The organism is Streptomyces sp. NPDC003077 (assembly GCF_040611095.1).
GTDB lineage: Bacteria > Actinomycetota > Actinomycetes > Streptomycetales > Streptomycetaceae > Streptomyces.
In genome coordinates, this window is the sequence record NZ_JBEXNM010000007.1 from 20,217 (window position 1) to 46,731 (window position 26,515).

19 protein-coding genes are annotated in these 26,515 nt (G+C 72.5%); 8 read left to right on the forward strand and 11 right to left on the reverse strand.

The window, feature by feature from the left end:
• Positions 1-240 precede the first annotated feature (240 nt).
• Entirely contained in the window at positions 241-1,017 is a 777-nt protein-coding gene (locus ABZX96_RS07140) for an LON peptidase substrate-binding domain-containing protein (protein ID WP_355539205.1), read from the forward strand.
• A 49-nt stretch (positions 1,018-1,066) separates the two neighbouring features.
• On the forward strand, positions 1,067-1,588 hold the full coding sequence (gene ybaK, locus ABZX96_RS07145; protein WP_355539208.1) for a Cys-tRNA(Pro) deacylase: 522 nt from the start codon (positions 1,067-1,069) through the stop codon (positions 1,586-1,588).
• 464 nt (positions 1,589-2,052) lie between these two features.
• Here ybaK and ABZX96_RS07150 read toward each other — a convergent pair whose 3' ends face one another.
• The 4 genes from ABZX96_RS07150 to ABZX96_RS07165 form a co-directional block, all read right to left on the reverse strand.
• Positions 2,053-2,718, reverse strand: a complete 666-nt coding sequence (locus ABZX96_RS07150; protein ID WP_355539211.1) for an ABC transporter permease — start codon at positions 2,716-2,718, stop codon at positions 2,053-2,055.
• A gap of 68 nt (positions 2,719-2,786) precedes the next feature.
• Positions 2,787-3,599, reverse strand: a complete 813-nt coding sequence (locus ABZX96_RS07155) for an ABC transporter permease (RefSeq protein ID WP_355539562.1) — start codon at positions 3,597-3,599, stop codon at positions 2,787-2,789.
• 20 nt (positions 3,600-3,619) lie between these two features.
• Positions 3,620-4,633 (reverse strand): ABC transporter ATP-binding protein, encoded by a 1,014-nt coding sequence (locus tag ABZX96_RS07160; protein ID WP_355539214.1) that lies wholly within the window; start codon positions 4,631-4,633, stop codon positions 3,620-3,622.
• Positions 4,634-4,890: 257 nt separating this feature from the next.
• Positions 4,891-6,192: an NYN domain-containing protein gene (locus ABZX96_RS07165; protein ID WP_355539217.1), complete on the reverse strand. Its 1,302-nt coding sequence runs from the start codon at positions 6,190-6,192 to the stop codon at positions 4,891-4,893.
• A 277-nt stretch (positions 6,193-6,469) separates the two neighbouring features.
• Between ABZX96_RS07165 and ABZX96_RS07170 the strand changes: the two genes are divergently transcribed.
• Complete coding sequence (locus ABZX96_RS07170) at positions 6,470-6,646, forward strand: hypothetical protein (RefSeq protein WP_355539220.1); 177 nt, start codon at positions 6,470-6,472, stop codon at positions 6,644-6,646.
• Positions 6,647-6,920: 274 nt separating this feature from the next.
• On the opposite strand, the gene dnaE is transcribed toward ABZX96_RS07170, so the two are convergent.
• Positions 6,921-10,463 carry a DNA polymerase III subunit alpha gene (gene dnaE / locus ABZX96_RS07175; RefSeq protein WP_355539223.1) on the reverse strand — a complete coding sequence of 1,181 codons (3,543 nt, stop codon included), beginning with the start codon at positions 10,461-10,463 and terminating at the stop codon, positions 6,921-6,923.
• Between the two features lie 1,155 nt (positions 10,464-11,618).
• Here dnaE and ABZX96_RS07180 point away from each other — a divergent pair.
• The 3 genes from ABZX96_RS07180 (at position 11,619) to ABZX96_RS07190 (ending at position 14,736) form a co-directional block, all read left to right on the forward strand.
• Positions 11,619-12,965, forward strand: coding sequence for a DUF2252 domain-containing protein (locus ABZX96_RS07180; RefSeq protein WP_355539226.1), 1,347 nt, complete (start codon positions 11,619-11,621; stop codon positions 12,963-12,965).
• Positions 12,966-13,092: 127 nt separating this feature from the next.
• Positions 13,093-13,758 (forward strand): hypothetical protein, encoded by a 666-nt coding sequence (locus ABZX96_RS07185; RefSeq protein WP_355539229.1) that lies wholly within the window; start codon positions 13,093-13,095, stop codon positions 13,756-13,758.
• A 132-nt stretch (positions 13,759-13,890) separates the two neighbouring features.
• Positions 13,891-14,736: a thioredoxin domain-containing protein gene (locus tag ABZX96_RS07190; RefSeq protein WP_355539232.1), complete on the forward strand. Its 846-nt coding sequence runs from the start codon at positions 13,891-13,893 to the stop codon at positions 14,734-14,736.
• A gap of 247 nt (positions 14,737-14,983) precedes the next feature.
• Here the strand turns inward: ABZX96_RS07190 and ABZX96_RS07195 are convergent, their stop codons facing one another.
• Positions 14,984-15,613: a dienelactone hydrolase family protein gene (locus ABZX96_RS07195; RefSeq protein WP_355539235.1), complete on the reverse strand. Its 630-nt coding sequence runs from the start codon at positions 15,611-15,613 to the stop codon at positions 14,984-14,986.
• A gap of 107 nt (positions 15,614-15,720) precedes the next feature.
• Here ABZX96_RS07195 and ABZX96_RS07200 point away from each other — a divergent pair, with 107 nt between their 5' ends.
• Positions 15,721-16,911: a mechanosensitive ion channel domain-containing protein gene (locus ABZX96_RS07200; RefSeq protein ID WP_355539565.1), complete on the forward strand. Its 1,191-nt coding sequence runs from the start codon at positions 15,721-15,723 to the stop codon at positions 16,909-16,911.
• A 126-nt stretch (positions 16,912-17,037) separates the two neighbouring features.
• Here the strand turns inward: ABZX96_RS07200 and ABZX96_RS07205 are convergent, their stop codons facing one another.
• From ABZX96_RS07205 to ABZX96_RS07225, 5 genes are all read right to left on the reverse strand, one after another.
• Complete coding sequence (locus ABZX96_RS07205) at positions 17,038-18,639, reverse strand: Na+/H+ antiporter (RefSeq protein WP_355539238.1); 1,602 nt, start codon at positions 18,637-18,639, stop codon at positions 17,038-17,040.
• A gap of 230 nt (positions 18,640-18,869) precedes the next feature.
• A complete protein-coding gene (locus ABZX96_RS07210; protein WP_355539568.1) occupies positions 18,870-19,322 on the reverse strand; it encodes a GNAT family N-acetyltransferase in 453 nt (150 codons plus the stop codon).
• A 56-nt stretch (positions 19,323-19,378) separates the two neighbouring features.
• A complete protein-coding gene (locus ABZX96_RS07215; RefSeq protein ID WP_355539241.1) occupies positions 19,379-20,320 on the reverse strand; it encodes an RluA family pseudouridine synthase in 942 nt (313 codons plus the stop codon).
• 156 nt (positions 20,321-20,476) lie between these two features.
• Positions 20,477-21,121, reverse strand: a complete 645-nt coding sequence (gene lspA / locus ABZX96_RS07220) for a signal peptidase II (RefSeq protein ID WP_355539244.1) — start codon at positions 21,119-21,121, stop codon at positions 20,477-20,479.
• Positions 21,122-21,789: 668 nt separating this feature from the next.
• Complete coding sequence (locus ABZX96_RS07225) at positions 21,790-22,632, reverse strand: TraR/DksA C4-type zinc finger protein (protein WP_355539247.1); 843 nt, start codon at positions 22,630-22,632, stop codon at positions 21,790-21,792.
• 594 nt (positions 22,633-23,226) lie between these two features.
• Here ABZX96_RS07225 and ileS point away from each other — a divergent pair.
• Positions 23,227-26,367 (forward strand): isoleucine--tRNA ligase, encoded by a 3,141-nt coding sequence (gene ileS, locus ABZX96_RS07230; RefSeq protein WP_355539250.1) that lies wholly within the window; start codon positions 23,227-23,229, stop codon positions 26,365-26,367.
• Positions 26,368-26,515: the final 148 nt, after the last annotated feature.

Genomic DNA, 26,515 nt, shown 5'->3' on the forward strand with positions numbered 1-26,515 from the left:
GGGCCCCGGCCTCGTCCTCAGCCCCGTCCCCCGTCGCGCCTCCCCCGGTCGTCGGCGAACGGCCGTGCGGAAGCGGACGCGGCCCGCGCCCGGGGCCCGGGGAACCGCGCGGCGGCAGGGCTCCGAGGCCTCGCGGGGGCGGCCGGGAAGGACGATGCGCCCCCTTGTGCCGCCCCTCCACGCCCCCGTGCACCCGGCCGCGCGCACCGCCTTCCTCCCCAGGCTCTAGGCTTACCGCCTGTGACTTCCGTGCGCCTGCCGCTCTTCCCGCTGAACTCGGTGCTGTTCCCGGGGCTCGTACTCCCCCTGAACGTGTTCGAGGCGCGGTACCGGGCGCTGATGCGCGATCTGCTGACGCTGCCGGAGGACCAGCGCCGCTTCGGCGTGGTGGCGATCCGCGACGGCCGCGAGGTGGCCCCCACCGCGCCCGGCCTCCCCGACCCCACCGCGGAGCCGGCCGCCGGCCCGGCCGCGGGGTTCGGCCCCGACCCGATCCACGCCTTCCACAGCGTCGGCTGCGTGGCGGACGCGGCCACCATCCGCGAGCGGGGCGCCGCCCCCGGCCCGTCGCCCGCACCGGCGGCCGGCCCCGACCCCGGTTACGAGGTGCTGGCCACCGGCACCACCCGCTTCCGGCTGCTGTCGGTGGACGCCTCCGGCCCGTACCTGATGGGCGAGGTCACCGAGCTGGAGGAGGACCCCGGCGAGGGCGCGGGCGCGCTCGCCTCCGGCGTCGTCCGCGCCTTCCGCACCTACCAGAAGCGGCTGGCCTGGGCGAACGAGCGGACCCTGGCCGGCGGCCAGGACCTGCCGGACGACCCCGCCGTCCTGTCCTACCTCGTCGCCGCCGCGGCCTTCCTGGACGTCCCGACCAAGCAGCGCCTCCTCCAGGCGCCCGACACCGCCACCCGCCTCTCGGAGGAGCTGCGGATCCTGCGCCAGGAGACGGCCGTGATCGGCAAGCTCCCGTCGCTGCCGGCCGTGGACCTGACCCGGCGGCCGACGAGCCCCAACTGAGCCGGGCCGCGCCCCCAGGAAACACCCCCGAGCCGAGGACGGAGCGAGCATGGCCAAGTCACAGCCCAAGAAGTCCAAGAAGAAGCAGGCCGCCGGGTCCGGCGGCACCCCCGCCACGGTGGCGCTCACCGAAGCGGGCGTCGGCTTCACCCTGCACGCCTACGAGCACGACCCGGCCACGCCCTCGTACGGCGCGGAGGCCGCCGAAGCGCTCGGCGTCCCGCCCGAGCAGGTGTTCAAGACGCTGCTCGCCGACGTGGACGGCACGCTCACCGTCGCCGTCGTCCCGGTGTCCGGCTCGCTGGACCTGAAGGCGCTGGCCTCGGCGGTCGGCGGCAAGCGGGCCGCGATGGCCGACCCGGCGGCGGCCGAACGCGCCACCGGCTACGTGCGCGGCGGCATCTCCCCCCTCGGCCAGCGCAAGCGCCTGCGGACGGTCGTGGACGCCTCGGCCCAGGACCGGGAGACGGTGTGCGTCTCGGCGGGCCGCCGCGGCCTGGAGGTCGAGCTGGCACCGGGCGACCTGGTGGCCCTCACGGGGGCGACGGTCGCGCCGATCGCGCGGGACTGAGGACGCACGCACCCGAGGGATGGCGACGGACGGAGATCGCTTCCCCCGCCCCCGTCCGTACGCGCTCGTCCCCGACGCTTGACGCCCGCGTCTCCCCCGCGCCACCTTTACGGCCCGCGCCTTCTCGGCTACCACCGGGAGAGGGGCGTACGCCCCCAGGACCGGCATCCGAACGGGCGCCCCGTACCGCGTCCGTACCGGCGCCGCGGCAGAAGCCCGTACGGACGGACGCTCGTACGGGCACCCGGCGGGAGGGGAGGACGGCATGTCGAAACGGACCCGCAAGCGGAAGTGGCGCGCCAAGAAGGGCGCGGCCAACCACGGGAAGCGACCCGCCTGAGCAGTGGGCGACGGGCCGGTGGGCGGCCCACCTGAGCGAGTGGCGGGCCGGTCGGCGGCCCGTCACTCCCCGTCGGGGATCGTCACCCTCCCGCTGGAGAGCGTCGCTCCCCCTCAGGGATTCGTCACTCCTCGTGAGGAGCGTCCGCAGGCTGGGCCGGGGTCGGCCACCCGGCGTGTTCCGGCTCCGGGTCGCGCGGCCCGAACAGGCCCGTCAGCACCAGTTGCACCAGCATCGCCGCGACCGGCCAGGCCAGCAGTGTGCCCTTGGCCTGGAGGCGCAGCGGGGCGTCGAACGTCACGCCCTTCCCGGCCTTCACCGCCTCCCGGGCGATCTCCGCGTCTCCCAGCCATGTGCCCAGCTGCCAGGCCACCAGGGAGGCGAGCAGCCCGCCCACCACCAGCGCCAGCACCAGGGGGACGCCCCCGCGGCGGCGCCACAGGAAGACCACGGCCGCGGTCACCACGCCGAAGGCGAGGGCCAGCAGGACGAACGTGCCGTCCGCGCCGATGGCCTCCTCCCCCTCCGTGTTCTTGAGGTAGACGTTCCGGCCGTCGGAGAAGAGGGGGACGCGCGGGGCCAGCCAGAGCCACAGCAGGCCCAGCAGCGCGCCGCTCACCGCCACCACGACGGCGAGCACCGCCGCCTCGCGGGCCTCGCGCCACAGTCCGGCCCGCCACTGCTCGGTCGCCCGTCGTTCGGCCTCGGCGGCCTCGGGGTCCAGCGGCCGGCTCCACGGGTTGGACGGCGGTTCGGGGGGCTGACTGTGGGGCGTCTGCGGTGCGGTCACCCCGTCATCGTGCCAGGTCGGTGCCGTCCGGTCGGCATCAGGACGCCCGTCCGGGCCTGCGGGCCCGGTCATCGGACGGCGGCCCTGCGGTACGCCCAGGTCGCCACGGCCAGCGACAGCACGCCGACGGCCGCGCAGACGCCGAGGTCGACGCCGACCACCGCCCAGTCGGGCCGGGCGGCGAAGCTGCGGGCCAGCGCCTCCACCCCGTAGGTGGAGGGCAGCAGGTCGCGGGCGTAGGAGATCGGGGCGGGCAGCCGGTCGGCCGGCAGCACGCCCAGCAGCAGCGCGGCGGACATGCCCAACTGGCCGCAGAGCGTGGCGAGTTCGGGGCGCGGCGCGAGCAGCCCGAGAGCCGCGCCGAGCCCGGCGAGGGCGGCGCCGGCCGGCGGCAGCACGGCGATCAGCACCCACAGGTGCCCCATCGGGAGCTGGAAGAGCAGGCACCCGGTCACCGCCGTGACGACCGTGCCGGGCACGGTGAACGACGCGTACGCGCCCGCGGCGCCGAGCACCACGGCGGCCGGCGGCACCGGCAGCGTCGCGTAGTGGTCCAGTCCGCCCCCGGCCCGTAGCTGCCCGAAGTACTGCGCGAGGAGGTTCAGCGCGACGAAGGCCACGACCAGCACGGCCGAGCCGGAGACCACGGCCCGCGCCTCGTCGCCGCCGTCCACCACGCCGCGCATCAGGATCATGATCCCGACGGACTGGAAGGTGGCGACGAACAGCAAGGGGATGCGGGCCACCCGCGCGCGGGAGAGCTGGGCCCGGTAGACGGCGGCCAGCGCGGGCAGCAGGCGCGCGCCGGGCGCCAGCGGCGCGGGCCCGTCCGGCCACCCGGGGTCCCCGGTGGCCGGTGCCTCCCGGCCGGTCCCGGCCACCGCCTCCGCGGGGATCACGCTCACGCCTTCACCAAGCCTTCCTCCGTACGGCCCCCCAGCGCGAGATACACGTCTTCCAGGCTCGGCGTGGCGAGCGTGAAGTCGTCCAGTGCGGCGAACGCGGGGCCGGCCGTCACGGCGGCCACGGCGCGGCGCGCCTCGGCGGGCGGCAGCCGCAGCGTCCAGCGGCGCCCGGCCGCCCGGGCCGTCGCGGCGAGCGCGGCGACCTCCGGGACGTGCAGCGGCGGGCGGTCCCGCCACACCAGTTCCAGGCGCACTTCCTCGCCCACCCTTTCCTTGAGCCCGCCCGGTGTGTCGCAGGCGATGACCCGTCCGCGGTCTATGACGGCGACCCGGTCCAGCACGCTCTCCGCCTCGATGACGTTGTGCGTGACCAGGAGGACGGTGGTGCCGCGCTCGGCCCGGCGGCGGTCCACGGCGGCCCACACGGCGCGCCGGGCCACCGGGTCCATGCCGGTGGTCGGCTCGTCCAGCACCAGCAGCGGGCGCTCGCCCACCAGCACGGCCGCGAAGCAGGCGAGCCTGCGCTGCCCGCCGGAAAGTTTCTTCAGCGGCCGGTCGGCGATCTCCGCCAGCCCCAGTTCGCCGATCACGGCGTCCCGCTGCGCGCGGGCCTCACGGACCGGCAGTCCGCGCAGCCGGCCGGTCGTCTCCGCGGCCAGCGCCACCGTCAGCTCGTCCAGGGCGGTGGACTCCTGCCCCAGGTAGCCCAGCAGCCGGGCGGCCCGCTCCGGGTGGCGCACCAGGTCGTGGCCAAGCACGGTCACACTGCCGGCGTCCGGCCGCAGCAGCCCGGTGAGCTGCCGGACGAGCGTCGACTTGCCCGCTCCGTTCGGCCCGAGCAGCCCGAAGATCTCCCCGCGCCGCACGTCCAGGCTGATGCCGTCGCTGGCCCGTACGGCGGGCGCGCCCGGCGCCCCGCGCCGTCCGCGCACCGCGGGGTAGGTCTTGACCAGGCCCCGCACGGCACACACCGTGGTGCCGCGCTCCGCCTGTTTTGTGCCCGTGCTCACGAGCTACGAGGGTACGCGTCCCACCGGCGCGCGCCGCTTCGGGGTCACCGTCTGTGTCCGGCCGGGGCGGGGCGGGCGCGGCGGGTGGCTGCCCCTTACAGGGGAGGCACAGCGCGGCCACGGCGGAGAGTGGCACGGGGCCGCCCCTACAGGCACGGGCAACTCTGCCCCTACAGGTACAGACGGCTGTCCCCTACAGGCACGGACGGCTGTCCCCTACAACGGAGGGCGCCGCCCGTCCGCGGCGGCGTCCGCCCTCACTCCCCCGCCGGGGCGTGCTCCGCCGCCGTCCGCAGGTCCACCTCGCGCCAGAAGCCGGCGCGGATCGCGTAGCGGTCGTGCTCGTCGATCTGGTCGTCCTTGTGGGCCAGCAGGCCGAAGCGGGCGGCGTACCGCAGGAGTTCGCCGTCGATGCGGTGCGGGATGCGCGGGTACTCGGTGGAGATCTGCTGGAGGTGGCCGGTGTCGGTGAGCCGCTCGGTCCAGCGGCGGGCGAAGACCTGGCCGACCTCGAAGGGGTCGCCGCTGACGGCGGTGATGTCCTCCTCGCGGTCGGCCCAGCGCTGCTCGGCGCTGGTGAGCTGGGCGAGGGTGGGCAGCGAGGCGGTCTCGGGCGGCTCGCCCACGGGGCCGCCGCGTTCGATCCAGCCCTTGTCGGAGGACCAGCGCAGGGTGGCCCCCGCCGCCGCGGCCGGGGAGGGCGCGGCGGGGGCCGCGCCGGGGGTGCGGCCCAGGTCGGCGAGGTCCTTGGGGGTGGGCACCCCGGGGAGGCCCTTGGCCGCGCCGGGGGCGGCGGCGCCGGGCGCGCCGTCCCGCGCGGCCACCCGCTCCGGGGACGCGTTGGCTCCCGGGCGGGTGCCGTTGGAGCCGTTGTGCTCGCGCCCGCGCTCCGCGGCGCCCTGCCCGGCCGCCGCGGCGGCTGCCGCGACCGCGGACTCCGGCAGCGGGGCCGAGAGGATCGCGGCGATCTCGGGGCGGGGCACCGGCTGCGGCGCGCAGGGCCCGCCGACCTCCTTGGCGCGGATGGCCCGGGTGATCCAGGCGCGGTCCAGCACCCGCCGCTCGTCGGCCTCGGCGACGAGGTCCTCGGACTGGTTGTAGTCGCCGTCCGCGGCCTGCACGGCCCAGAGGTGGACGGCGACGCCGTGCTCCTTGGCCGACATCAGGCCGGGCAGGAGGTCGCCGTCGCCGGTCACCAGAACGATGTCGGAACAGGCGCGGTTGCGGGCCAGCTCGGTCAACTCGGCGTGCATGGCGGCGTCCACGCCCTTCTGCGCCCACCGGCCGTCGCTGCGGGTCAGCGCGCCGAGCCGGACGGTGACGCGGGACATCACGCGCAGCCGCCGGTGCTCGGGCTGCGGGACGCGGTCGGGGGCGCCGTCGAACCAGTAGATGCGCAGCAGCGGCTGCTGGGTGTCGGCTTCGGCGCGCTGCCGCAGCGCCTGGATGAGCACGGCGTGGTCGACGGTGATCCGGGAGCGGGCGGGCTCTCCGGCAAGCAGGCTCGCGGCGGCGCCCAGCAAGTAACCGGCGTCCACCAGGACGACGCAGCGATCCACGTTCCACCCTCTTCCCTGAGGTGCTGAAGTCCGGACATCCCCCGGCTCGGCCCCCGTGGCACGAGGTTCCCTTCGGCTTTCCTTCGAGTCTGCCCGACCGAACGGAGCTTCACCGCCCGGACTGGATCAGCGGCGTGGCGGATTCGGCGGGGATTTGGGGAGCGGCACGTGAGGAGCCGCCTTACAGACGGTAATTGTCCGACATGCAGGCATTTATACGTCATGTAAGTCTGGTCCCGGGCCCCGCTCCCAGAATCCCGCTACAGGAGGCGCGACCGTGGCCAAGAACAAGAACCGTGACCGCAATCAGCAGAGCAAGGCGTCACAGGCCGAGCGCGGCAGGCAGGACGCCCAGCAGTCGGCACTGGAGGCCCAGGCCCAGCCGCAGGCGGAGGCCCAGGGCAGTCCGGCGGACGTGGCCCGCAAGCACCAGCGGCGCTTCGGCCACAACTGACCGTCCGGCCACCCGGCCCGGGGCGCGCCCGCTCGGGGCGCGCCCCCGCCGCGGGCTTCGTACGCAGCTCCCGCACGGAGTCCTACGCATCGAAGACCCCGCACGGAGTGCTCCGTAACGAAGGTCCCGCACGCGGTCCTACGCAACGAAGGTCCCTCGCGGAAGCCTTCGTACGAAGACACCGCAAGGAGAGACAACGGAGGGACCTCGGGGTCTCACCGCCGCCCGACCCGGGCCTCAGGGCGCTGCGGCCTTACAGCCTCACGGCCTCACGTCACCCCGCCAGGCAGGACGGCCCCAACAGCACCTTCAAGTCGCCGAACAGCGACGGGTCGGGCGTGACCCGGTGCCGGTCCAGGCGCAGGACCGTGGTCTTGCGCGTCCCCTGGAGCTTGATCCGCACCTCGGTCGAGCCGCGGTGACTGGTCAGCACCTCGCCCAGCTTCTCGACCAGCGGCGGGGTCACCTTCAGCGTCGGGATGGTGATCGTCACCGGCGCGTCCGCGCCCGCCTCGGAGAGGTCGGGGACCATCATCTCCATGGCGACCAGGCGCGGGACGTCCTCGCGCTTGTCCAGGCGGCCCTTGACGAAGACCACCGCGTCCTCGACGAGCTGCGTGGAGACGAGCTGGTACGTCGCCGGGAAGAACATGCAGTCGATGGAACCGGCCAGGTCCTCGACGGTGGCGATGGCCCAGGCGTTGCCCTGCTTGGTCATCTTGCGCTGGAGGCCGGAGATGATGCCGCCGATGGTGACGATCGAACCGTCGGAGTAGTCGCCGCCGGTGAGCTGGGAGATCGCGGCGTCCGCCTTGTCGCTCAGCACGTGCTCAAGACCGAACAGCGGGTGATCGGAGACGTACAGGCCGAGCATCTCGCGCTCCTGGGCGAGCAGGTAGGTCTTGTCCCACTCGACGTCGGAGAACTCCACGTCGAGCCCGAAGCCCGGCCCGTCGTCCGCCGTGTCGTCGCCCATGCCGCCGAAGAGGTCGAACTGCCCCTCGGCCTCCTTGCGCTTGACCTGCACCACGTTGTCGATCATCGACTCGTAGTGCGCCATCAGGCCCTTGCGGGTGTGGCCCATCTCGTCGAAGGCGCCCGCCTTGATCAGCGATTCGGTGGTCCGCTTGTTGCAGACCACGGCGTCGACCTTGTCGAGGTAGTCGGGGAAGGAGGCGTACTTCCCCTTCGCCTTCCGGCAACGGATGATCGAATCGACCACGTTCTGGCCCACGTTCCGGACCGCCGTGAGACCGAAGAGGATCACGTCGTCACCCTGGGCGGCGAAGTTCGCCTCGGACTCGTTGACGTTGGGCGGCAGCACCTTGATGCCCATGCGCCGGCACTCGTTCAGGTAGACCGCCGACTTGTCCTTGTCGTCGCGCACGGACGTGAGCAACGCGGACATGTACTCGGCCGGGTAGTTCGCCTTCAGGTACGCGGTCCAGTACGTGACCAGGCCGTACGCGGAGGAGTGCGCCTTGTTGAACGCGTAGCCGGCGAACGGCACCAGCACGTCCCACAGCGCCTGGATCGCCTCGTCGCTGTAGCCGTTCTTGCGGGCGCCCGCCTGGAAGATCGTGAAGTTCTTCGCCAGTTCCTCGGGCTTCTTCTTGCCCATGACGCGGCGGAGGATGTCGGCCTCGCCGAGCGAGTACCCGGCGATGATCTGGGCGGCCTTCTGGACCTGCTCCTGGTAGACGATCAGGCCGTAGGTCAGGCCGAGCGTCTCCTTGAGGGGCTCCTCCAGCTCCGGGTGGATCGGCGTGATCTCCTGCTGGCCGTTCTTGCGCAGCGCGTAGTTGGTGTGCGAGTTCATGCCCATCGGGCCCGGCCGGTACAGGGCCGAGACGGCGGAAATGTCCTCGAAGTTGTCGGGCTTCATCAGCCGCAGCAGCGAGCGCATGGGGCCGCCGTCGAACTGGAAGACGCCGAGGGTGTCACCGCGCTGGAGCAGGTCGTACGTCTTGGGGTCGTCGAGCGGGATCTCCAGGAGCTGGAGGTCGACGCCCTTGTTCTTCTTCACCATCTTGACGGCGTCGTCCATGATGGTCAGGTTGCGCAGGCCCAGGAAGTCCATCTTCAGCAGGCCGAGCGACTCGCAGCTCGGGTAGTCCCACTGCGTGATCGTGACGCCGTCGGTGTGCCGGACCCAGACCGGGACGTGGTCGGTGATCGTCTCGCTGGACATGATCACGCCGGCCGCGTGCACGCCCATCTGCCGCACCAGGCCCTCCACACCCTTGGCGGTGTCGATGACCTTCTTCACGTCCGGCTCGTTCTCGTACATCCCCCGGACCTCGCCCGCCTCGCTGTAGCGCGGGTGGGAGGGGTCGGTGATGCCGTTGAGGTCGATGCCCTTGCCCAGGACGTCGGCGGGCATCGCCTTGGTGATGCGGTCGCCCATCGCGTACGGGTAGCCCAGCACGCGGGCGGAGTCCTTGATCGCGTTCTTCGCCTTGATCGTGCCGTACGTGCCGATCATGGCGACCTTGTCGGCGCCGTACTTCTCGGTGACGTACCGGATCACCTCGGCGCGCCTGCGCTCGTCGAAGTCGATGTCGACATCGGGCATCGAGATGCGCTCGGGGTTCAGGAACCGCTCGAAGATCAGGCCGTGCTCGATCGGGTCGAGGTCGGTGATGCCCATCGCGTACGCCACGATCGAGCCCGCCGCCGAGCCACGGCCCGGGCCCACCGCGATGCCGTTGTTCTTGGCCCACATGATGAAGTCGGCGACCACGAGGAAGTAGCCGGGGAACCCCATCTGGATGATGACGTCCATCTCGTAGTCGGCCTGCTTCTGCCGGTCCTCGGGGACGCCGCCGGGGTAGCGGCGGGCCATGCCCCGGCGGACCTCCTCCTGGAACCAGGTGACCTCGGTGTAGCCCTCGGGCACCTCGAACTTCGGCATCAGGTCGCGCTTCTCGAACCACCCCTCGGTGTCGATCTGCTCGGCGACCAGCAGGGTGTTGGCGCACCCCTCCTGCCAGGCGTCGGAGGAGTCGATGGCGTACATCTGCTCCGTGGACTTCAGGTAGTAGCCCGTGCCGTCGAAGCGGAAGCGATCCGGGTCGGAGAGGTTCTTGCCGGTCTGGATGCACAGCAGCGCGTCGTGCGCCGCCGACTCGTGGTCGTAGGTGTAGTGCGAGTCGTTGGTGACCAGCGGCGGGATGCCCAGCTCCTTGCCGATCTTGAGCAGGTCCTCCCGCACCCGGCGCTCGATCTCGATGCCGTGGTCCATCAGCTCCAGGAAGTACCGGTCCTTGCCGAAGATGTCCTGGTACTCGCCCGCCGCCTTGCGGGCCTCCTCGTACTGGCCCAGCCGCAGCCGGGTCTGCAGCTCACCCGAGGGGCAGCCGGTGGAGGCGATCAGGCCCTCGGACCACTGGGCGATGGTCTCCTTGTCCATCCGGGGCCACTTCTGGAGCCAGCCCTCGGCGTACGCGTCCGAGGACAGGCGGAAGAGGTTGTGCAGACCGGTCTTGTTCGCCGCCCAGATCGTCTTGTGGGTGTAACCACCCGAACCCGAGACGTCATCGCGCTTCTGGTGCGGCTGTCCCCACTGGATCTTGCGCTTGTTGCGCCGCGACTCCGGCGCCACGTACGCCTCGATGCCGATGATCGGCGTGACCCCCGCCTTCTTCGCCTGATGGAAGAAGTCGTACGCGCCGTGCAGGTTGCCGTGGTCGGTCATGGCGATGTGCGTCATGCCCATCTCGTTGCACGCGCTGAACATGTCCTTCAGCCGCGCGGCACCGTCCAGCAGGGAGTACTGCGTGTGCACGTGCAGATGCGTGAAGGGCGGCTTGGCCACGGTGGAAGACCTCCGGGAACGGGTCGGCGACGGTCGAACGAATGAAGGGGGACGGTCTGGAAGTCTACGGCTCCCCACCGACATCCCGGCCGCCCGGAGGGCCCGGGGTGACGACCGCGACGCCCTTCCCCTCCGGGGAGGATTTGCCCGGATACGGAGGGTGAGGCGATGGGGCCCGGCTTGAGGACGGTGCCCGCCTCTTCCAGCCCGCCCGGCTTGCGTCAATGGACGGCGGCCCCGCCATTTCTAGCCCGTCCGGGTCGGCTGATGGGCGGCGGCCCGCCATTTCCAGCCCGTCCGGGTCGCCTGCTGGGCGGCGGCCCGCCATTTCCAGCCCGTCCGGCCCTCATCGATGGACGACGGTCCGCCATTTCAAGCCCGTCCGGCTCGGCTGATGGGCGGCGGCCCGCCATTTCAAGCCCGTCCGGGGCGGCTGATGGGCGGCGGCCCGCCATTTCCAGCCCGTCCGGCCTGCACGAATGGGCGGTGGCCCGCCATCTCCGGCCGCCAACCCGCGCCATCGGATGGCGGCCCGCCCAATCGAGCCCGTCCGGGTCGGCTGGTGGGCAGCGGCCCGCCAAATCAGGCCCGTCCGGCCTGCACGAGTGGACGATGGCCCGCCATTTCCAGCCCGTCCGGCGATTGAGGACAACGCCCCCGGCGTTCACCGGTACCAAAGAATCACCCCCCGCCCGCCCAAGAGCCCGTACCCGCGCTCACCGGGGTGTCCTCAAACGCCGGACGGGCTTGAGGTGGCGGGCTCGGCCCCCGGGGAACGGGGGTGAGCTGCGGCCTGTCGCGGCTCCCGTCACTGCGTCCTCAAACGCCGGACGGGCTGAAAGCGGCGTGCCCGGCCAAAAGGCGCAGGCCCCGCCCCGGGTAGCAGGCTGATGTCGCCGGCAAACGACAGCCCGCCGCCACTCCCGTCACCGTGTCCTCAAACGCCGGACGGGCTGAAAGCGGCGCGCTCGGCCCCCGGGGAACGGGGGTGAGCTGCGGCCCGTCACGGCCCCCGTCACCACGTCCTCAAACGCCGGACAGGCTGGAAATGACGCCCCACCGCCCGGAGGGCCTGGGCACTCCCCGATAGCCTCAGCCGTTGTTCCGATGGAACGTTTGTCTTATTCACCCGCCGCCCCCAGGAGGCCCCCCGCGATGTCGACCCCGCACGCCCCGGCGCAGGACGCCGCCCGCCGCGGCGACGAGATCCTCGCCGTCTTCGACACCGCCTTCGGAGAGCTGCTCGCCGCCGACCCGGCGGCCTTCCGCGTCAAGTTCCGGAAGATGGCCGCCTCCGCCTTCGCCTTCTACCGGGGCACCGCCTGCCTCTTCTACCGCGACCTGGAGGAGATGGCGGGCAACGGGCTCTCCACCGGCCCGTACCTGGACGAGCGCACCTCCCGGGTGTGGATCCACGGCGATCTGCACGCCGAGAACTTCGGCACCTACATGGACGCCACCGGCCGCCTGGTCTTCAACGTCAACGACTTCGACGAGGCGTACGTCGGGCCCTTCACCTGGGACCTGAAGCGGTTCGCCGCCTCCGTGGCGCTGATCGGGTACGCCAAGGCGCTCAGCGACGAGCAGATCACCGGCCTGGTCCGCACCTACGCCACCGCCTACCGGGAGCGCGTCCACGCGCTGGCCACCGGTGCCCGGGACGAGGACCTGCCGCCCTTCACCCTGGACACCGCGCAGGGCCCCCTCCTGGACGCGCTGCGCGACGCCCGCTCCCTCACCCGCTTCGGGCTGCTGGACTCGATGACCGAGATCCGCGACTTCGAGCGCCGCTTCTCCCCCGGCGGCGGCACCATCGAGCTCGACGCGGCCACCCGCTACAAGATCCTGGCCGCCTTCGACGGCTACCTGGAGACGCTGCCCGAGGCGAGCCTGGCCCGGCCCGACTCCTACCGCGTCAAGGACGTCGTGGGGCGGCGCGGCGTCGGCATCGGGTCGGCGGGCCTGCCCTCGTACAACATCCTCCTGGAGGGCAACAGCGACGCCCTGGAGAACGACGTCGTCATCTACATGAAGCAGGGGCAGACCCCGGCCGTCTCCCGGCACATCACCGATGCCCGGGTGCGCGACTACTTCCGGCACGAGGGCCACCGCACGGTGATCTCGCAGCGCGCCCTCCAGGCCAACGCGGACCCGTGGCTGGGCTGGACCGAGCTGGACGGCACCGGGCAGCTCGTGGCCGAGGTGTCGCCGTACGCGGTGGACCTGGACTGGTCGGACCTGGACGACCCGGCCGAGATCGCGGCGGTGGTGGCCGACCTGGGCCGGGCGACGGCCGCGATGCACTCAGCAGCGGACGACGACAGCGGCCACTCCCTGGTCCCCTTCTCGACCGAGCGCGCCATCGACGCGGCCATCGCCGCCGACGAGGACGGGTTCCCCGAGCTGCTGGTGGACTTCGCGCACTCCTACGGGGCGCGGGCCCGCGCGGACCACCAGATCTTCGTGGACCTCTTCCGCAACGGGCGCATACCGGGGGTGTGAGACAGCCGCGCCGGGCGGATACCGGGGTGTGAGGACGCCGTACCGGGCGCGGGCCGAAGGGCCCGGGCCCGGATCTGTTCCGTCCCCTTAGGCGCCGCTTACCCCGCCCCATGGCAGACTCGCAACGATGGACATCTCGACGGCACACCTGCGGGCCTTGCGCGCGGCGCTCTTCACGGCGCTCTGCGTGACACTGTCGGCTGCCTCGCACGTCCTGCTGTCCCGGATGCCGCTGCCGGTGACCACCGTCGCCGCCCTCTCCGTCGCCGTCTTCGCGCTCGCGTACGCGCTGGCCGGCCGGGAGCGCGGGTTCGGCCGGATCGCCGCCCTGCTCGTCCCGCTGGAACTGGCCGCCGACACGGTCTTCAGCGTCGGGCAGCACGCCTGTTACGGACCGGCGGGCGGCCCGGTCACCGGTCCGCTGCGTTCCCTGGGTGTGGACCTGCTGTGTGCCGGCGGCGACGTCGGCACCCCGTTGGCCAAGATCTCCGAGGAGCCCGCCGCGTCCGTCGGCTCCGCCTCGGCCTGGCTGCTGCTGGCCGCCCACGTGGCCGTCGGTCTGCTGGCCGCGGCCTGGCTGCGGCGCGGCGAGGCCGCGCTCGTCCGGCTCCTGGGCGCGGTGGCGGCGGTCGCCTTCCGGCCGCTGCTGATCGCGGTGGCGGTGGTCACCGCGCCGCGTGCGCCCCGCCGGTGGGTGCGCGGCCCCGTACGGACCGCGCCGGTCGCCCCCGCGCTGCCCCTGCTCGTGCACTGTGTCGTGCGCCGCGGGCCACCCTGTTCGCTCGCCGCCTGAGACCTTTTCCGGTCGGCCGCGAGCACGGGTGTCCTCCCCGTGCCCCACGGGTCTCCCCTTTCAGGGGTGTCTCCCGTCATCATCACGCACGTCGCACACTTCACTTCACACGGAACACGGAGCAGAACAGTCATGAGCAACCGCAACAGCCAGGCCAACAAGCAGGCAGCCCGCGAGCGGCTGCGCGCCGAGCGCGAGCGCCAGGCCAAGAGGGAGCGGACCCGCCGCCAGCTCACGGTCGCCGGCGTCATCGTCGCGGTGCTCGCCGTCGCGGGCGGCATCGGCATAGCCGTCGCCAACTCGGGCGGCGGGGACGGCGGTGGCGGGAGCGACTGGGCCAAGGCCAAGGACGCCAAGCTGGTCAAGCCCGCGAACACCAGCGGGGACAACGGCACGACGATCGTCATCGGCAAGAAGGACGCCAAGAACACGGTGGACCTGTTCGAGGACGCCCGCTGCCCGGGCTGCGCCAACTTCGAGCAGAAGGTGGGCGAGACCGTGCAGAAGGACATCAAGGACGGCAAGTACAAGGCGTCCTTCCACCTGGGCACCTTCCTCGACGACAACCTCCCCAGCGGCGGCACCGGCTCGAAGAACGCCCTCAGCGCCATGGGGGCCGCGCTCAACGTCGGCACCGACGCCTTCCTGAAGTACAAGGAGGCGCTGTTCTCGGCGAAGTACCACCCGGAGGAGTCGGGCCCGGACAAGTTCGGTGACGACAACTACCTGATCGAGGTCGCCGACACCGTGCCCGCACTGAAGGGCAACCAGGCGTTCCAGAAGGCCGTGAAGGACGGCACGTACGACCGGTGGGCCCTGGAGATGTCCGACGCCTTCAACTCCGTCAAGGACGTCCGCAGCACCCCGACGGTCAAGGTGAACGGCAAGGTCATCGGCCACGACACCCAGCAGGGCAAGGCCGCGCCCTCCACCCCGGAGGACTACAACTCCATGGTGGACGCGGCGCTGAAGTCCTGATCGGGGCCGGCGCCCCTGGCGGGTCTCTTCGGGGGCGGTCCGGATGACGGTCCGCTCCCGCCGAGGCCGCACCCCGGCCTCGGCGCTCGACGACGCGCATGCGTACGGCCCTGTGGCGGCGTTCCCCACAGGGCCGTACGTCATCCCGAGCCTCGCAGTGCCCCGGCCGTACGTCATACCCGAGCCGCACAGGGCCCCGGCCGTACGTCATCCCCCGACGACCGCCGCATCCCGGCGACGGCCGCCGCTACAGCGTCTCCAGGAAGCCCAGCGCCACCTTCCACGTGCTCTCGGCCGCTTCCTCGTCGTGGTCCGGCAGGTCCGCGTCGGTGTAGAGGTGGCCGGCGCCCGGGTAGCGGAAGACCTCCACGTCCGCGCCGGCCCGGCGCATGCGCAGGTACCAGGCGTTGAGCCAGTCGTGCGGCTCGAACGGGTCCGGGTCGGCGACGTGGAGCTGCACCGGCAGCTCGTCCACCGACGCGTCGTCCGCGAGATCGGACGTGCCGTGCAGCAGGAGCAGGCCGCGGGCCTTCTCGTCCGCCAGCGCGAGGTTCTGCGCGACCGAGCCGCCGAAGGAGAAGCCCGCGTAGACCAGGCCGCGGTCCGAGTAGGGCGCGGCGGCCGTCACGCCGCGGCGGAGCAGTTCGTCCTTGCCGATCTCGTCCTTGATGGTCATGCCGTCCGCGATGCCGTCCGCCGTCCGCCCGTCGAACAGGTCCGGGACGACCACCTCGTGTCCGGCGGCGCGCAGCCGGTCGGCGGCGGCGTGCACCGCGGGCCGCAGGCCGTACACCGAATGGAACAGGACAACCGTCAAACCTGAGGGTGCCGTGGGGGCGGCGGAGGTTTCAGACGGCTCAGAGGACGCAGACGTCACTGGATTCACTTCCCTGTCACTGGATCGCACTTCCCCCATCGTGCCAGCTACGGTCGATGGGGACCCGCACGACGCTGACCGACCACATGAGGAGATCTGACGTGTCCATGGAGGACGTGCTGCGTCCGCTCATCGTCATCGGCGGCTCGATCGTCGTCACCCTCATTCTCGGGTGGGTCGCCGACCGGGCCCTGCGCCGGGTCGACGCCGCCCGCCCGCACACCCCCCTGTGGGGCCTGCTGCGGCGCTGCCGCATACCGCTCCAAGTGGTACTGGGCGCGGCCCTGCTGCGGGGCTCGTACGACAGCACCGGCCTGGACATCGTCGACGACCACCACGAGGGCATCGGGCAGGTGCTCTCCCTGGTCCTGATCGCGGCCACCGCGTGGCTGATCATCCGGGTGTCCGCGGCCGTCGTGGAGTCCACCTACTCCCGGTACGCGGCGGGGGCGCGGGACGCGGCGCGGGTGCGCCGGGTGCGGACGCAGGTGACGCTGATCCAGCGGGTGGTGACCGCCGTCGTGATCGTCGTCGCGGCGGCCTCGATGCTGCTGACGTTCCCGGGGATGCGGGCGGTGGGCCAGTCCATGCTGGCGTCGGCCGGGCTGCTGGGCATCGTCGCCGGTATCGCGGCCCAGTCGACGCTGGGGAACCTGTTCGCGGGCCTGCAGATCGCCTTCGGCGACATGGTGCGGATCGGCGACACGGTGGTGGTGGAGGGCGAGTGGGGCACGGTCGAGGAGATCACCCTGACCTTCCTGACCGTCCGCACCTGGGACGAGCGGCGGATCACGATGCCGGTGTCCTACTTCACCGGCAAGCCCTTCGAGAACTGGTCGCGCGGCGGCGCCCAGATGACCGGCACCGTCTTCTTCCACCTCGACCACTCCGCGCCGATGGAGAAGATGCGGGACAAGCTGCACGAGATCCTCCAGGACTCCCCCGACTGGGACGGCCGCGCCTGGAACCTCGTCGTCACCGACACCACCCCGACCACGATCCTGGTGCGCGCCCTGGTCACCGCCCGGGACGCGGACGCGATCTGGACGGTGCGCTGCCAGGTCCGCGAGCGGATGATCGAGTGGCTGGCCGCGGAACACCCGTACGCGCTGCCGCGCATCGCCACCACGCCGGCCCCGGGCGACAACGGCTCCTCGGGAAGCGTCATCGGACGCCCGATGAGCGACGCGGACACCCACACCGGACGGAACGCGGCCGACGCCGAACGGGCGGGAGCCGAACGCGCGGGACGGAACGCGGTCCGGGACGGCGACGGACGGGCCCGCCGCGCCGGCTGACGCGACCGGGAGCCGGACGCCGACGGGTCAGCCGCGAAACCCCCTTCACGCCGACAAGCCACGCAAGCCGCCCTCACGCCGACGAGCCCCGGCAGCCCCCTCACCCCAACGGCGTCCTCCACGGACTCACGCCAACGGCGTCCCCCGCAGGCTGCGCACGTCCAGGTGGCGCAGCACCCGGTCGACGATCTCCGGATCGACCCCCGGCTCGGTGCGGGCCGCGAGCACCTCGTGGCGGGCCGCCGAGAGCAGCTCGCTCTGGATGCGCTGCACCTTCTTGGCGCGCGCGACCCGCTTCTCGAAGCTCTCCCGGCGGTCGTCCTCCACGATGTCCGGCGAGATCCGGGCGCCGATGTCGTAGGCCCTGCGGGAGAGCTGGTCGCGGACCTCCTCGGGCAGGTCCTCGACCTCCAGGATCTCCCGCAGCCGCCGTTTGGCCGCCTTGACCACCCGGCCCGCCAGCTCGCGTTCCATGGCGTCCTCGGCGTCGGTGTCCGCCCGGACCTTCAGCCGGCGCACCAGCCACGGCAGGGAGAGCCCCTGGATGACGAGCGTCCCGAGGACCACGGTGAAGGCGATGAACAGCAGTTCGTCGCGGGCCGGGAACCCCTCGCCGCTGTCGACGGTGTACGGGATCGCCAGGGCCAGGGCCACCGACGCCACGCCGCGCATCCCCGACCACCACATGATGATCGTCTCGCGCCAGGTCGCGGGCACATCCTCGTCCACGTCGCGGCGCCGGTGCATCCGTTTCGCCAGCCAGGCGGCCGGCAGCAGCCACAGCAGCCGCAGGACGACCACGGCCCCGACGACCGCGCCGCCCGCCGCCAGCAGCTCGCCCCAGTGGCCGGAGGCCGTGCCGACGACGTTGTGGAGTTCCAGGCCGATGAGCCCGAAGGCGACGCCGGTGACGAGGGTGTCGACGATCTCCCAGAACGTGTTCCCTGCCAGCCGCCCCATGACGTTGTCGGCGTCCACCGCGAACTCGGCCAGGAACAGCGCCGTGGTGAGCACCGCCAGCACGCCCGATCCCTCGAACTCCTCGGCGAGGACGTAGGCGACGAAGGGCACCAGCAGCGTCAGCCCGATCTGCAGCGTCGGGTCCCCGAGACGGCTCATCAGCTTGTTGGCGGCCCAGCCCAGGACCAGCCCGACCGCTATCGCGACCACCGCCGACAGGACCAGCGCGCCGACCGCCGAGGGAGCCGAGAAGGAGCCGCTCAGGGCCGCGGCCAGCGCCACGTGGTACACGACGATCGCGGTGACGTCGTTGAACAGCCCCTCGCCCTCCAGGATGGAGACCAGCCGTCGGGGCAGGCCGAGCTTGCCCGCGACGGCGGTGGCGGCTACCGGGTCCGGCGGCGCCACCAGCGCGCCCAGCACCACGGCCGGGGCCAGCGGCAACCCCGGGATGACCGCCTGCGTCACCGCCGCGACGGCCGCGATGGTGGCGAGCACCAGCCCGACCGCGAGCAGCAGGATGGGCCGGACGTTGGCCGTGAACTGCCTCCAGGACGTGCGCTGCACGGCCGCGTAGAGCAGCGGCGGCAGCACCAGCGGGAGGATGTACTCGGGCGGGATGTCCACGTTCGGGACGAACGGGAGCAGGGCGAGCACGGCCCCCGCGAGCGTCATCAGCACCGGCGCCGGGAAGCCCAGCCGGTCGCCGAGCGGGACCATGACCACGGCCCCTAGCAGGAGGACGAACAACAAGGCCAGCTGGTCCACGGCGAATGCGCTCCGGGGTCGGATCGATCAACTTCCGACACCAAGCGTGCCATGGAGGTGATCACATCGCCTCAAACGATCATCGAGCCGATCCGAACCGAACACGCACTCCGGCATGTGGCGTGCCCCTCACGCACTCCTGCGTGTGGCATGCCCCTGCCCCGCGTCCCCCGGTCGGTCCGCGTCAGCCCGGGCTCCCCCGCCGCGCCCCCGTCAGCCCAACGCCCCCGTCAGCCCAGACTCCGCCGCATCGCCCGATGCGGAATGCCGCTGCCCTCGTCGAACTCCGGGCCGTACGCCGCGTACCCCAGCCGCTCGTAGAAGCCCAGCGCGTGCGTCTGCGCCTCCAGGTAGACCGAGGTCAGGCCGAGCCGCCGCGCCTCGTCCTCCACGGCGCGGACCAGCAGCGCGCCCAGGCCGGTGCCCCGCGCGGCCTTGCCCACCGCGAGCCGCCCGAGAACGGCGGTGTCCCCGTCCACCGCGTACTTCTCGTGGGCGACCGGGCCGTGCAGGATGCGCGCCGTGCCGAGCGGGCGCCCGTCGGCGGCGGACGCCAGAAGGTGGACGGCGCGGGCGTCGTACGCGTCCATCTCGACCTCTTCGGGCACGCCCTGCTCGGCGACGAAGACCTCGCGGCGGACGGCGAAGCAGCCCGCGAGGTCACCGTCGGCGACGACCCGTATGGCGGGGCGGGCGTCCTGCGTGCTCACCTCCCGCTCGGCGACGCTCTCGTACCCGGTCACGCGCTCATGGCCCGGACCTCGTTCAGCGCGCCCTGGAGGTCGTCCGGGTACGCGCTCTCGAACTCCACCCAGCGCCCGTCCGCCGGGTGCTCGAAGCCCAGACGGACCGCGTGCAGCCACTGGCGGGTGATGCGCAGCCGCTTGGCCAGCGTGGGGTCGGCGCCGTAGGTCAGGTCGCCGACGCAGGGGTGGCGGTGGGCGGACATGTGGACCCGGATCTGGTGCGTGCGGCCGGTCTCCAGCTTGATGTCCAGCAGGCTGGCCGCGCGGAACGCCTCGATGAGGTCGTAGTGCGTGACGGAGGGCTTGCCGTCGGCCGTCACCGCCCACTTGTAGTCGTGCTGCGGGTGCCGTCCGATGGGGGCGTCGATGGTGCCGCTCATCGGGTCCGGGTGGCCCTGGACGAGGGCGTGGTAGCGCTTGTCGACCGTGCGCTCCCGGAACTGCTGCTTGAGCAGCGTGTACGCGCGCTCGGACTTGGCCACCACCATCAGGCCGGAGGTGCCCACGTCCAGGCGGTGGACGATGCCCTGGCGCTCGGCGGCGCCGGAGGTGGAGATGCGGTACCCGGCCGCGGCCAGGCCGCCGATGACGGTGGTGCCGGTCCAGCCGGGGCTGGGGTGCGCGGCGACGCCGACCGGCTTGACGATCACCACGATGTCGTCGTCGTCATGGACGATCTCCATGCCCTCCACGGGCTCGGCGACGATCTCCACGGCCGGCGCCGACCGCGGCATCTCGACCTCCAGCCAGGCGCCGCCCCGCACCCGCTCGGACTTCATGACCTCGGCCCCGTCGACCCGGACCTTGCCGGCGGCGGCCAGCTCGGCCGCCTTCGTACGAGAGAAGCCGAACATCCGGGCCAGCGCGGCGTCGACGCGCTCGCCCTCCAGGCCGTCCGGTACGGGCAGGGTGCGGATTTCGGGAATGGTGCTCACCTTTACGAGTATGTCAGTCGGTACCGACAGCCCCTCGCGGGGCGGCCGGGGGCTCACGGGGCGTCCCGCCGGCCCGCGCGCTCGCGCACGGGCCCACCTGGGCGAACGTCCCCGTCGAGGGACCGGTCGGTCGACGGCCGGGGCCGGGCCGCGGCCTCAGTCCCGGTGGATGGTGCCGTCCGGGTCCAGTCCCCGGAAGGACAGGAACACGATCAGGATGCCGCCGCAGACGATCCCGGAGTCGGCCAGGTTGAAGACCGCGAAGTGGGCGGGGGCGATGAAGTCGACGACCGCGCCCTCGAAGACGCCGGGCGCGCGGAAGATCCGGTCGGTGAGGTTGCCGCAGGCGCCGCCCAGCAGCAGCCCGAGCGCGATGGCCCACGGCAGGCTGTAGAGCTTGCGGGCGATCCGCGCGATCACAATGATCACCGCCGCCGCGATCAGTGTCAGGAAGACGGTCAGCGCCTCGCCGAAACCGAACGCCGCGCCCTGGTTGCGGATCACGTTCAGCCGCAGCAGCGTCCCGATGATCTCGATCGGCTCGTGGTGCTCCAGCTTGGCGACCACCAGCAGCTTGCTGCCCAGGTCCAGCAGGTAGACGAACGCGGCCACCAGCAGCAGCGCGACGATCCGCCGCTTGCCCTTGCGCTTGGGCGCGCCCTCGTCCGCGTTCTGCGCCTGCTCCGCCGTCCGGTCCGCACCGGTCTCCGGCGCGGTCCCCTCGCCGGAAGGTGTCTCCGGTTCCGGCCGCGCCGCCGGTCCGGTCTCCGGCGTACCGGTGATGCGTTCCGCCTCTGCCACTGTGTGCGTCCCTCAGCCCGTCGTGTCCGCGCGCCAGCCCGCGCCCGGCTGAGGACGAGGGTACGGCACACGCGTACGGACGCTCCGGCTCCGGGTCCCGACGCCACCGGATCGCCGGGCCGCGCGCCCGGCAGCGCCGCGGCTGCCCCCGAGGCGGCGGTGCGCTGAGGGTGCCCGGGGGTCGGGCCCGCCACTTTCAGCCCGCCCGGCCACGAAATCCAGCCCGTCCGGCCACGAATTCCAGCCCGCCCGACCACAAATTCCAGCCCGTCCGGCGCTTGAGGACACAGTGACAGGAGCCGCCACGAGCCGCAGCCCACCCCCATGCTCCGGGGGCCGGACCCGCCCCTTCCAGCCCGTCCGACCACAAAATCCAGCCCGTCCGGCGCTTGAGGACGCAGTGGCAGCAGCCACGACAGGCCGCAGCCGACCACACCCATGCTTCGGGACCGGGACCGGCCACCCCCAGCCCGTCCGGCGTTTGAGGACACCCCGGCGAGCGCGGGTACGGGCTCATGGGCGGGCGGTGGGTGATCTTCGGTACCGGTGAACGCCGGGGGCGTTGTCCTCAATCGCCGGACGGGCTTGATTGTGCCGGGCCATCACCCATCGGTGCGGGCCGGACGGCCCGATAGGGGCGAGCCCGCAACACATCGGCACCGCCGCCCTCACCCCCGCCGTTCCTGCTTCTGTTTGCACTCCACGCACAGCGTCGCCCGCGGGAACGCCTGCATCCGCGCCTTCCCGATCGGCTTGCCGCAGTTCTCGCACAGGCCGTACGTGCCCGCGTCCAGCCGCTCCAGCGCCCGTTCGGTCTGAAGGAGCATCTCGCGGGCGTTGGCCGCAAGCGACATCTCGTGCTCACGCGTGATGTTCTTGGTGCCGGTGTCCGCCTCGTCGTCGCCGGCGACGTCGCTGGAGTCCTGCATGAGGCGGGCGAGCGCGTCCTCGGCCGCCGCGATCTCCTCCCGCAGGCGCCGGACCTCGTCCTCCAGTCCGGTGCGGGCCTCGGCGACCTCTTCGGGGGTCCAGGGGTCCTCGCCGGGCCGTACGGCGAGCTCGTCCGCCGCCGCCCGGTCCGAACGGCCTCCGGACGCCGGACCGCCGTCGCTCCCGGCACCGCCCCCCGCGGGCGTCCCGGCCGCGCCGTGCTCGTCCGCGCGGTCCGGCCCGTCGCGCTCCTCGGGCGCGGCGGCCGGCGTCCCGCCCTGTGTCTCCTTCGCCACCACCGTCTTGGCTCCCGTCCTGTTCGCGGGCACCGCCCCTTCGGCCGGTACCGCCTTTTTCGCCGGCGCCGGCGCGGCTGCCGCCGTCTGCCCGGCCGCCGCGTCGAGTTCGGCCTGCCCCGGCGCGGCCCGTTCCACCGCGGCCCCGTCGGGCTCCGCCGGCCGGGCCGCGGCCCGCTTGCCCGCGGCGCCCTTCCCGGCTGCCTCGTCCCCCGCGGTCTGCTTCGCCGCGGGCTTCTTCCCCGGCGTCGTGCTCCGCTCCGCGGCGGACTTCTTCGCCACCATGGCCGCGACCCCTTCACGTATGTGATCATGCTCGCGAATCGTGACCGGAACGATAAAACGCCCCAAGGCACACGGCAACGGGACGCACCTCCCTTTCCCGGCCGGTCCACCCACCGGGGACCCGGGGTCTGCATCCGTTGTGCCCCGCCCTCCGCCCGGTAATCCGGCGGCCCACCAGGTACGGTCCCGCGGCGCCGCGCCCCCGCCGCCGGTCCGCCCGGGCGCCGTGTCCGGCGTATCGCCATTCGGGTCACGGACCCGGCGGTTCGTACACCAGTCGGCGCAGGCCGGAATTCCGGTCGGCCTTGGTCGTCATCGCGCCGTACACTGGCCGCAGCGAAAGGCGTGGATGGGACGAGTAGCGTCGTACGCAGCCATGAGCGACCCGGGGACGGTGCGAGCCCGGGGGTGTGCGCGATGTGAAGATCAGCCCGGAGCCGCCGGAAGAAAGCCCGCGGGGCGAGTAGAACCGGCAGCGCGACCCCAATGAGGGGGCGGTGGAGGACTTCACCGCCAAGGAGGGTGGTACCGCGGGAGCAGCGCTCTCGTCCCTCCGGTCGGAGAAGCAAGTGGTGTCCGCCGGAGGAAACCCCGATGACGCAACCGCAGTACCGCCAGGTGCCCGCCCAGGTCGACCTGCCCGCCCTGGAGCACGCCGTGCTCGACTTCTGGGCCGAGCAGAAGATCTTCGCCCGTACGCTCCAGCAGTCCGAGGGCCGCCCGGAGTGGGTCTTCTACGAGGGCCCGCCGACCGCGAACGGGATGCCCGGCGCCCACCACATCGAGGCGCGCGTCTTCAAGGACGTCTTCCCCCGGTTCCGCACGATGCAGGGCTACCACGTCGGCCGCAAGGCCGGCTGGGACTGCCACGGCCTCCCCGTCGAGCTGGCCGTGGAGAAGGAACTCGGCTTCAACGGCAAGAAGGACATCGAGGCGTACGGCATCGCCGAGTTCAACGCCAAGTGCCGGGAGTCGGTGACCCGCCACACCGACGCGTTCGCCGAGCTCACCACCCGCATGGGCTACTGGACGGACATGGACTCCCCGTACCGGACCATGGACCCCGACTACATCCAGTCGGTCTGGTGGTCGCTGAAGGAGATCTTCGACAAGGGCCTCCTCGTCCAGGACCACCGCGTCGCCCCCTGGTGCCCCCGTTGCGGCACGGGCCTCTCGGACCACGAGCTGGCCCAGGGCTACGAGACGGTCGTGGACCCCTCGGTCTTCGTCCGCCTGCCGCTGACCTCCGGCCCGCTGGCCGGCGAGGCCGCGCTGCTGGTGTGGACGACCACCCCGTGGACGCTGGTCTCCAACACCGCCGTCGCCGCGCACCCCGACGTCACCTACGTCGTGGCCACCGACGGCACCGAGCGGCTGGTCGTCGCCGAGCCGCTGCTGGAGAAGGCGCTCGGCGAGGGCTGGACGGCCACCGGGCAGACCTTCACCGGCCGCGAGATGGAGCGCTGGGCCTATCGGCGCCCGTTCGACCTGGTGGAGCTGGAGGGCGCCAACTTCGTCGTCAACGCCGAGTACGTCACCACCGACGACGGTACGGGCCTGGTCCACCAGGCGCCCGCCTTCGGTGAGGACGACCTCAAGACCTGCAAGGCGTACGACCTGCCGGTGATCAACCCGGTCCGCCCGGACGGCACGTTCGCCGAGGAGCTGCGCCTGGTGGGCGGCCAGTTCTTCAAGAAGGCCGACGAGGCGCTGGTCGCCGACCTCCAGGCGCGCGGCCTGCTGTTCAAGCACGTCGCGTACGAGCACAGCTACCCGCACTGCTGGCGCTGCCACACCGCGCTCCTGTACTACGCCCAGCCGTCCTGGTACATCCGCACCACCGCCGTCAAGGACGCCCTGCTGCGCGAGAACGAGGGCACCAACTGGTACCCCGACTCGGTCAAGCACGGCCGCTTCGGCGACTGGCTGAACAACAACATCGACTGGGCGCTGTCCCGCAACCGCTACTGGGGCACCCCGCTGCCCATCTGGCGCTGCGAGGAGGGCCACCTCACCTGCGTCGGCTCGCTCGCCGAGCTGACCGAGCTGACCGGCACCGACCAGTCCGGGCTGGACCCGCACCGCCCGTACATCGACGACGTCACCTTCCCCTGCCCGACCTGCCAGGACACCGCCACCCGCGTGCCCGAGGTGATCGACGCCTGGTACGACTCCGGCTCGATGCCGTTCGCGCAGTGGGGCTACCCGTACAAGAACAAGGAACTGTTCGAGAAGCGGTACCCGGCGCAGTTCATCTGCGAGGCCATCGACCAGACGCGCGGCTGGTTCTACACCCTGATGGCCGTCGGCACGCTCGTCTTCGACAAGTCGAGCTACGAGAACGTGGTCTGCCTCGGTCACATCCTGGCCGAAGACGGTCGGAAGATGTCCAAGCACCTGGGGAACATCCTCCAGCCGATCCCGCTGATGGACGAGCACGGCGCCGACGCGGTCCGCTGGTTCATGGCGGCCGGCGGCTCGCCGTGGGCCGCCCGCCGGGTCGGCCACGGCACGATCCAGGAGGTGGTGCGCAAGACGCTGCTCACCTACTGGAACACCGTCGCCTTCCAGGCCCTGTACGCGCGCACCTCCGGCTGGGCGCCGAGCGCGGCGGACCCGGCCCCGGCCGACCGCCCGATCCTGGACCGCTGGCTGCTGGGCGAGCTGAACACCCTGGTCGAGCAGGTCACCGAGGCGCTGGAGTCCTTCGACACCCAGCGCGCCGGCAAGCTGCTGTCCGCCTTCGTCGACGACCTGTCCAACTGGTACGTGCGCCGCTCCCGCCGCCGCTTCTGGCAGGGCGACGCGGCGGCGCTGCGCACCCTCCACGAGACGGTCGAGACGGTCACCCGCCTGATGGCGCCGCTGACCCCGTTCATCACCGAGCGGGTCTGGCAGGACCTGGTCGTGCCGGTCACCCCGGACGCGCCGGACTCCGTGCACCTGTCGACGTGGCCGGTCGCCGACCGGGAGCTGATCGACCCGGCGCTGTCCCGGCAGATGACGCTGGTGCGCCGGCTGGTCGAGCTGGGCCGCGCCACCCGCGCCGAGTCCGGCGTGAAGACCCGTCAGCCGCTGTCCCGCGCGCTGGTGGCGGCGGCCGGGTTCGAGGAGCTGACCGAGGCGCTGCGCGCGCAGATCGCCGAGGAGCTCAACGTCTCCGCGCTGGCCTCGCTCTCCGAGGTGGGCGGTTCCCTGGTCGACACCACGGCCAAGGCCAACTTCCGGGCGCTGGGCAAGCGGTTCGGCAAGGGCGTGCAGGCCGTCGCCAAGGCGGTGGCCGAGGCCGACGCCGCGGCGCTGTCGCTCGCCCTGCGCGAGGGCACCGCCACCGTCGAGGTGGACGGCGAGACCGTCACCCTCGCCCCGGACGAGGTCATCATCACCGAAACCCCGCGCGAGGGCTGGTCGGTGGCCTCCGACGCGGGCGCGACCGTCGCCCTCGACCTGGAGATCACCCCGGAGCTGCGCCGGGCAGGCCTGGCCCGCGACGCGATCCGGCTCATCCAGGAGGCCCGCAAGAACAGCGGCCTGGACGTCGCCGACCGCATCGCGCTGCGCTGGGCGAGCACGGACGAGGAGGTCCGCACGGCGCTGTCCGAGCACTCCGCCCTCATCGCCGACGAGGTGCTCGCCACCGACTTCGCCACCGGTGAGGCCGACGGCACCTACGGCGAGCCCTTCACCGACGAGGGCCTGGGCCTGACCTTCCGCCTCCGCAAGACCGGGGCGTGAGCGGCTCTCAGGAGCCGCCGGGGACGGTGACGAACCCGGCATGACGGACGCGTTGACGGCGGCCGTGTCCCTTCGGGGGCACGGCCGCCGTCGGCGTTTTCCCAAGCCCGGGACATATCCGAGGCACTCGGGGATTCCGTTCTCGTCC

Bases quoted from the DNA above. Each gene is read 5' to 3' on its own strand.
- ABZX96_RS07180 (WP_355539226.1), top strand. From the start codon at position 11,619: ATGTCGACCCCGCACGCCCCGGCGCAGGACGCCGCCCGCCGCGGCGAC.
- ABZX96_RS07225 (WP_355539247.1), bottom strand. From the start codon at position 22,632: ATGGTGGCGAAGAAGTCCGCCGCGGAGCGGAGCACGACGCCGGGGAAG.
- ABZX96_RS07185 (WP_355539229.1), top strand. From the start codon at position 13,093: ATGGACATCTCGACGGCACACCTGCGGGCCTTGCGCGCGGCGCTCTTC.
- ABZX96_RS07190 (WP_355539232.1), top strand. From the start codon at position 13,891: ATGAGCAACCGCAACAGCCAGGCCAACAAGCAGGCAGCCCGCGAGCGG.
- ileS (WP_355539250.1), top strand. From the start codon at position 23,227: ATGACGCAACCGCAGTACCGCCAGGTGCCCGCCCAGGTCGACCTGCCC.
- ABZX96_RS07200 (WP_355539565.1), top strand. From the start codon at position 15,721: ATGGAGGACGTGCTGCGTCCGCTCATCGTCATCGGCGGCTCGATCGTC.
- ybaK (WP_355539208.1), top strand. From the start codon at position 1,067: ATGGCCAAGTCACAGCCCAAGAAGTCCAAGAAGAAGCAGGCCGCCGGG.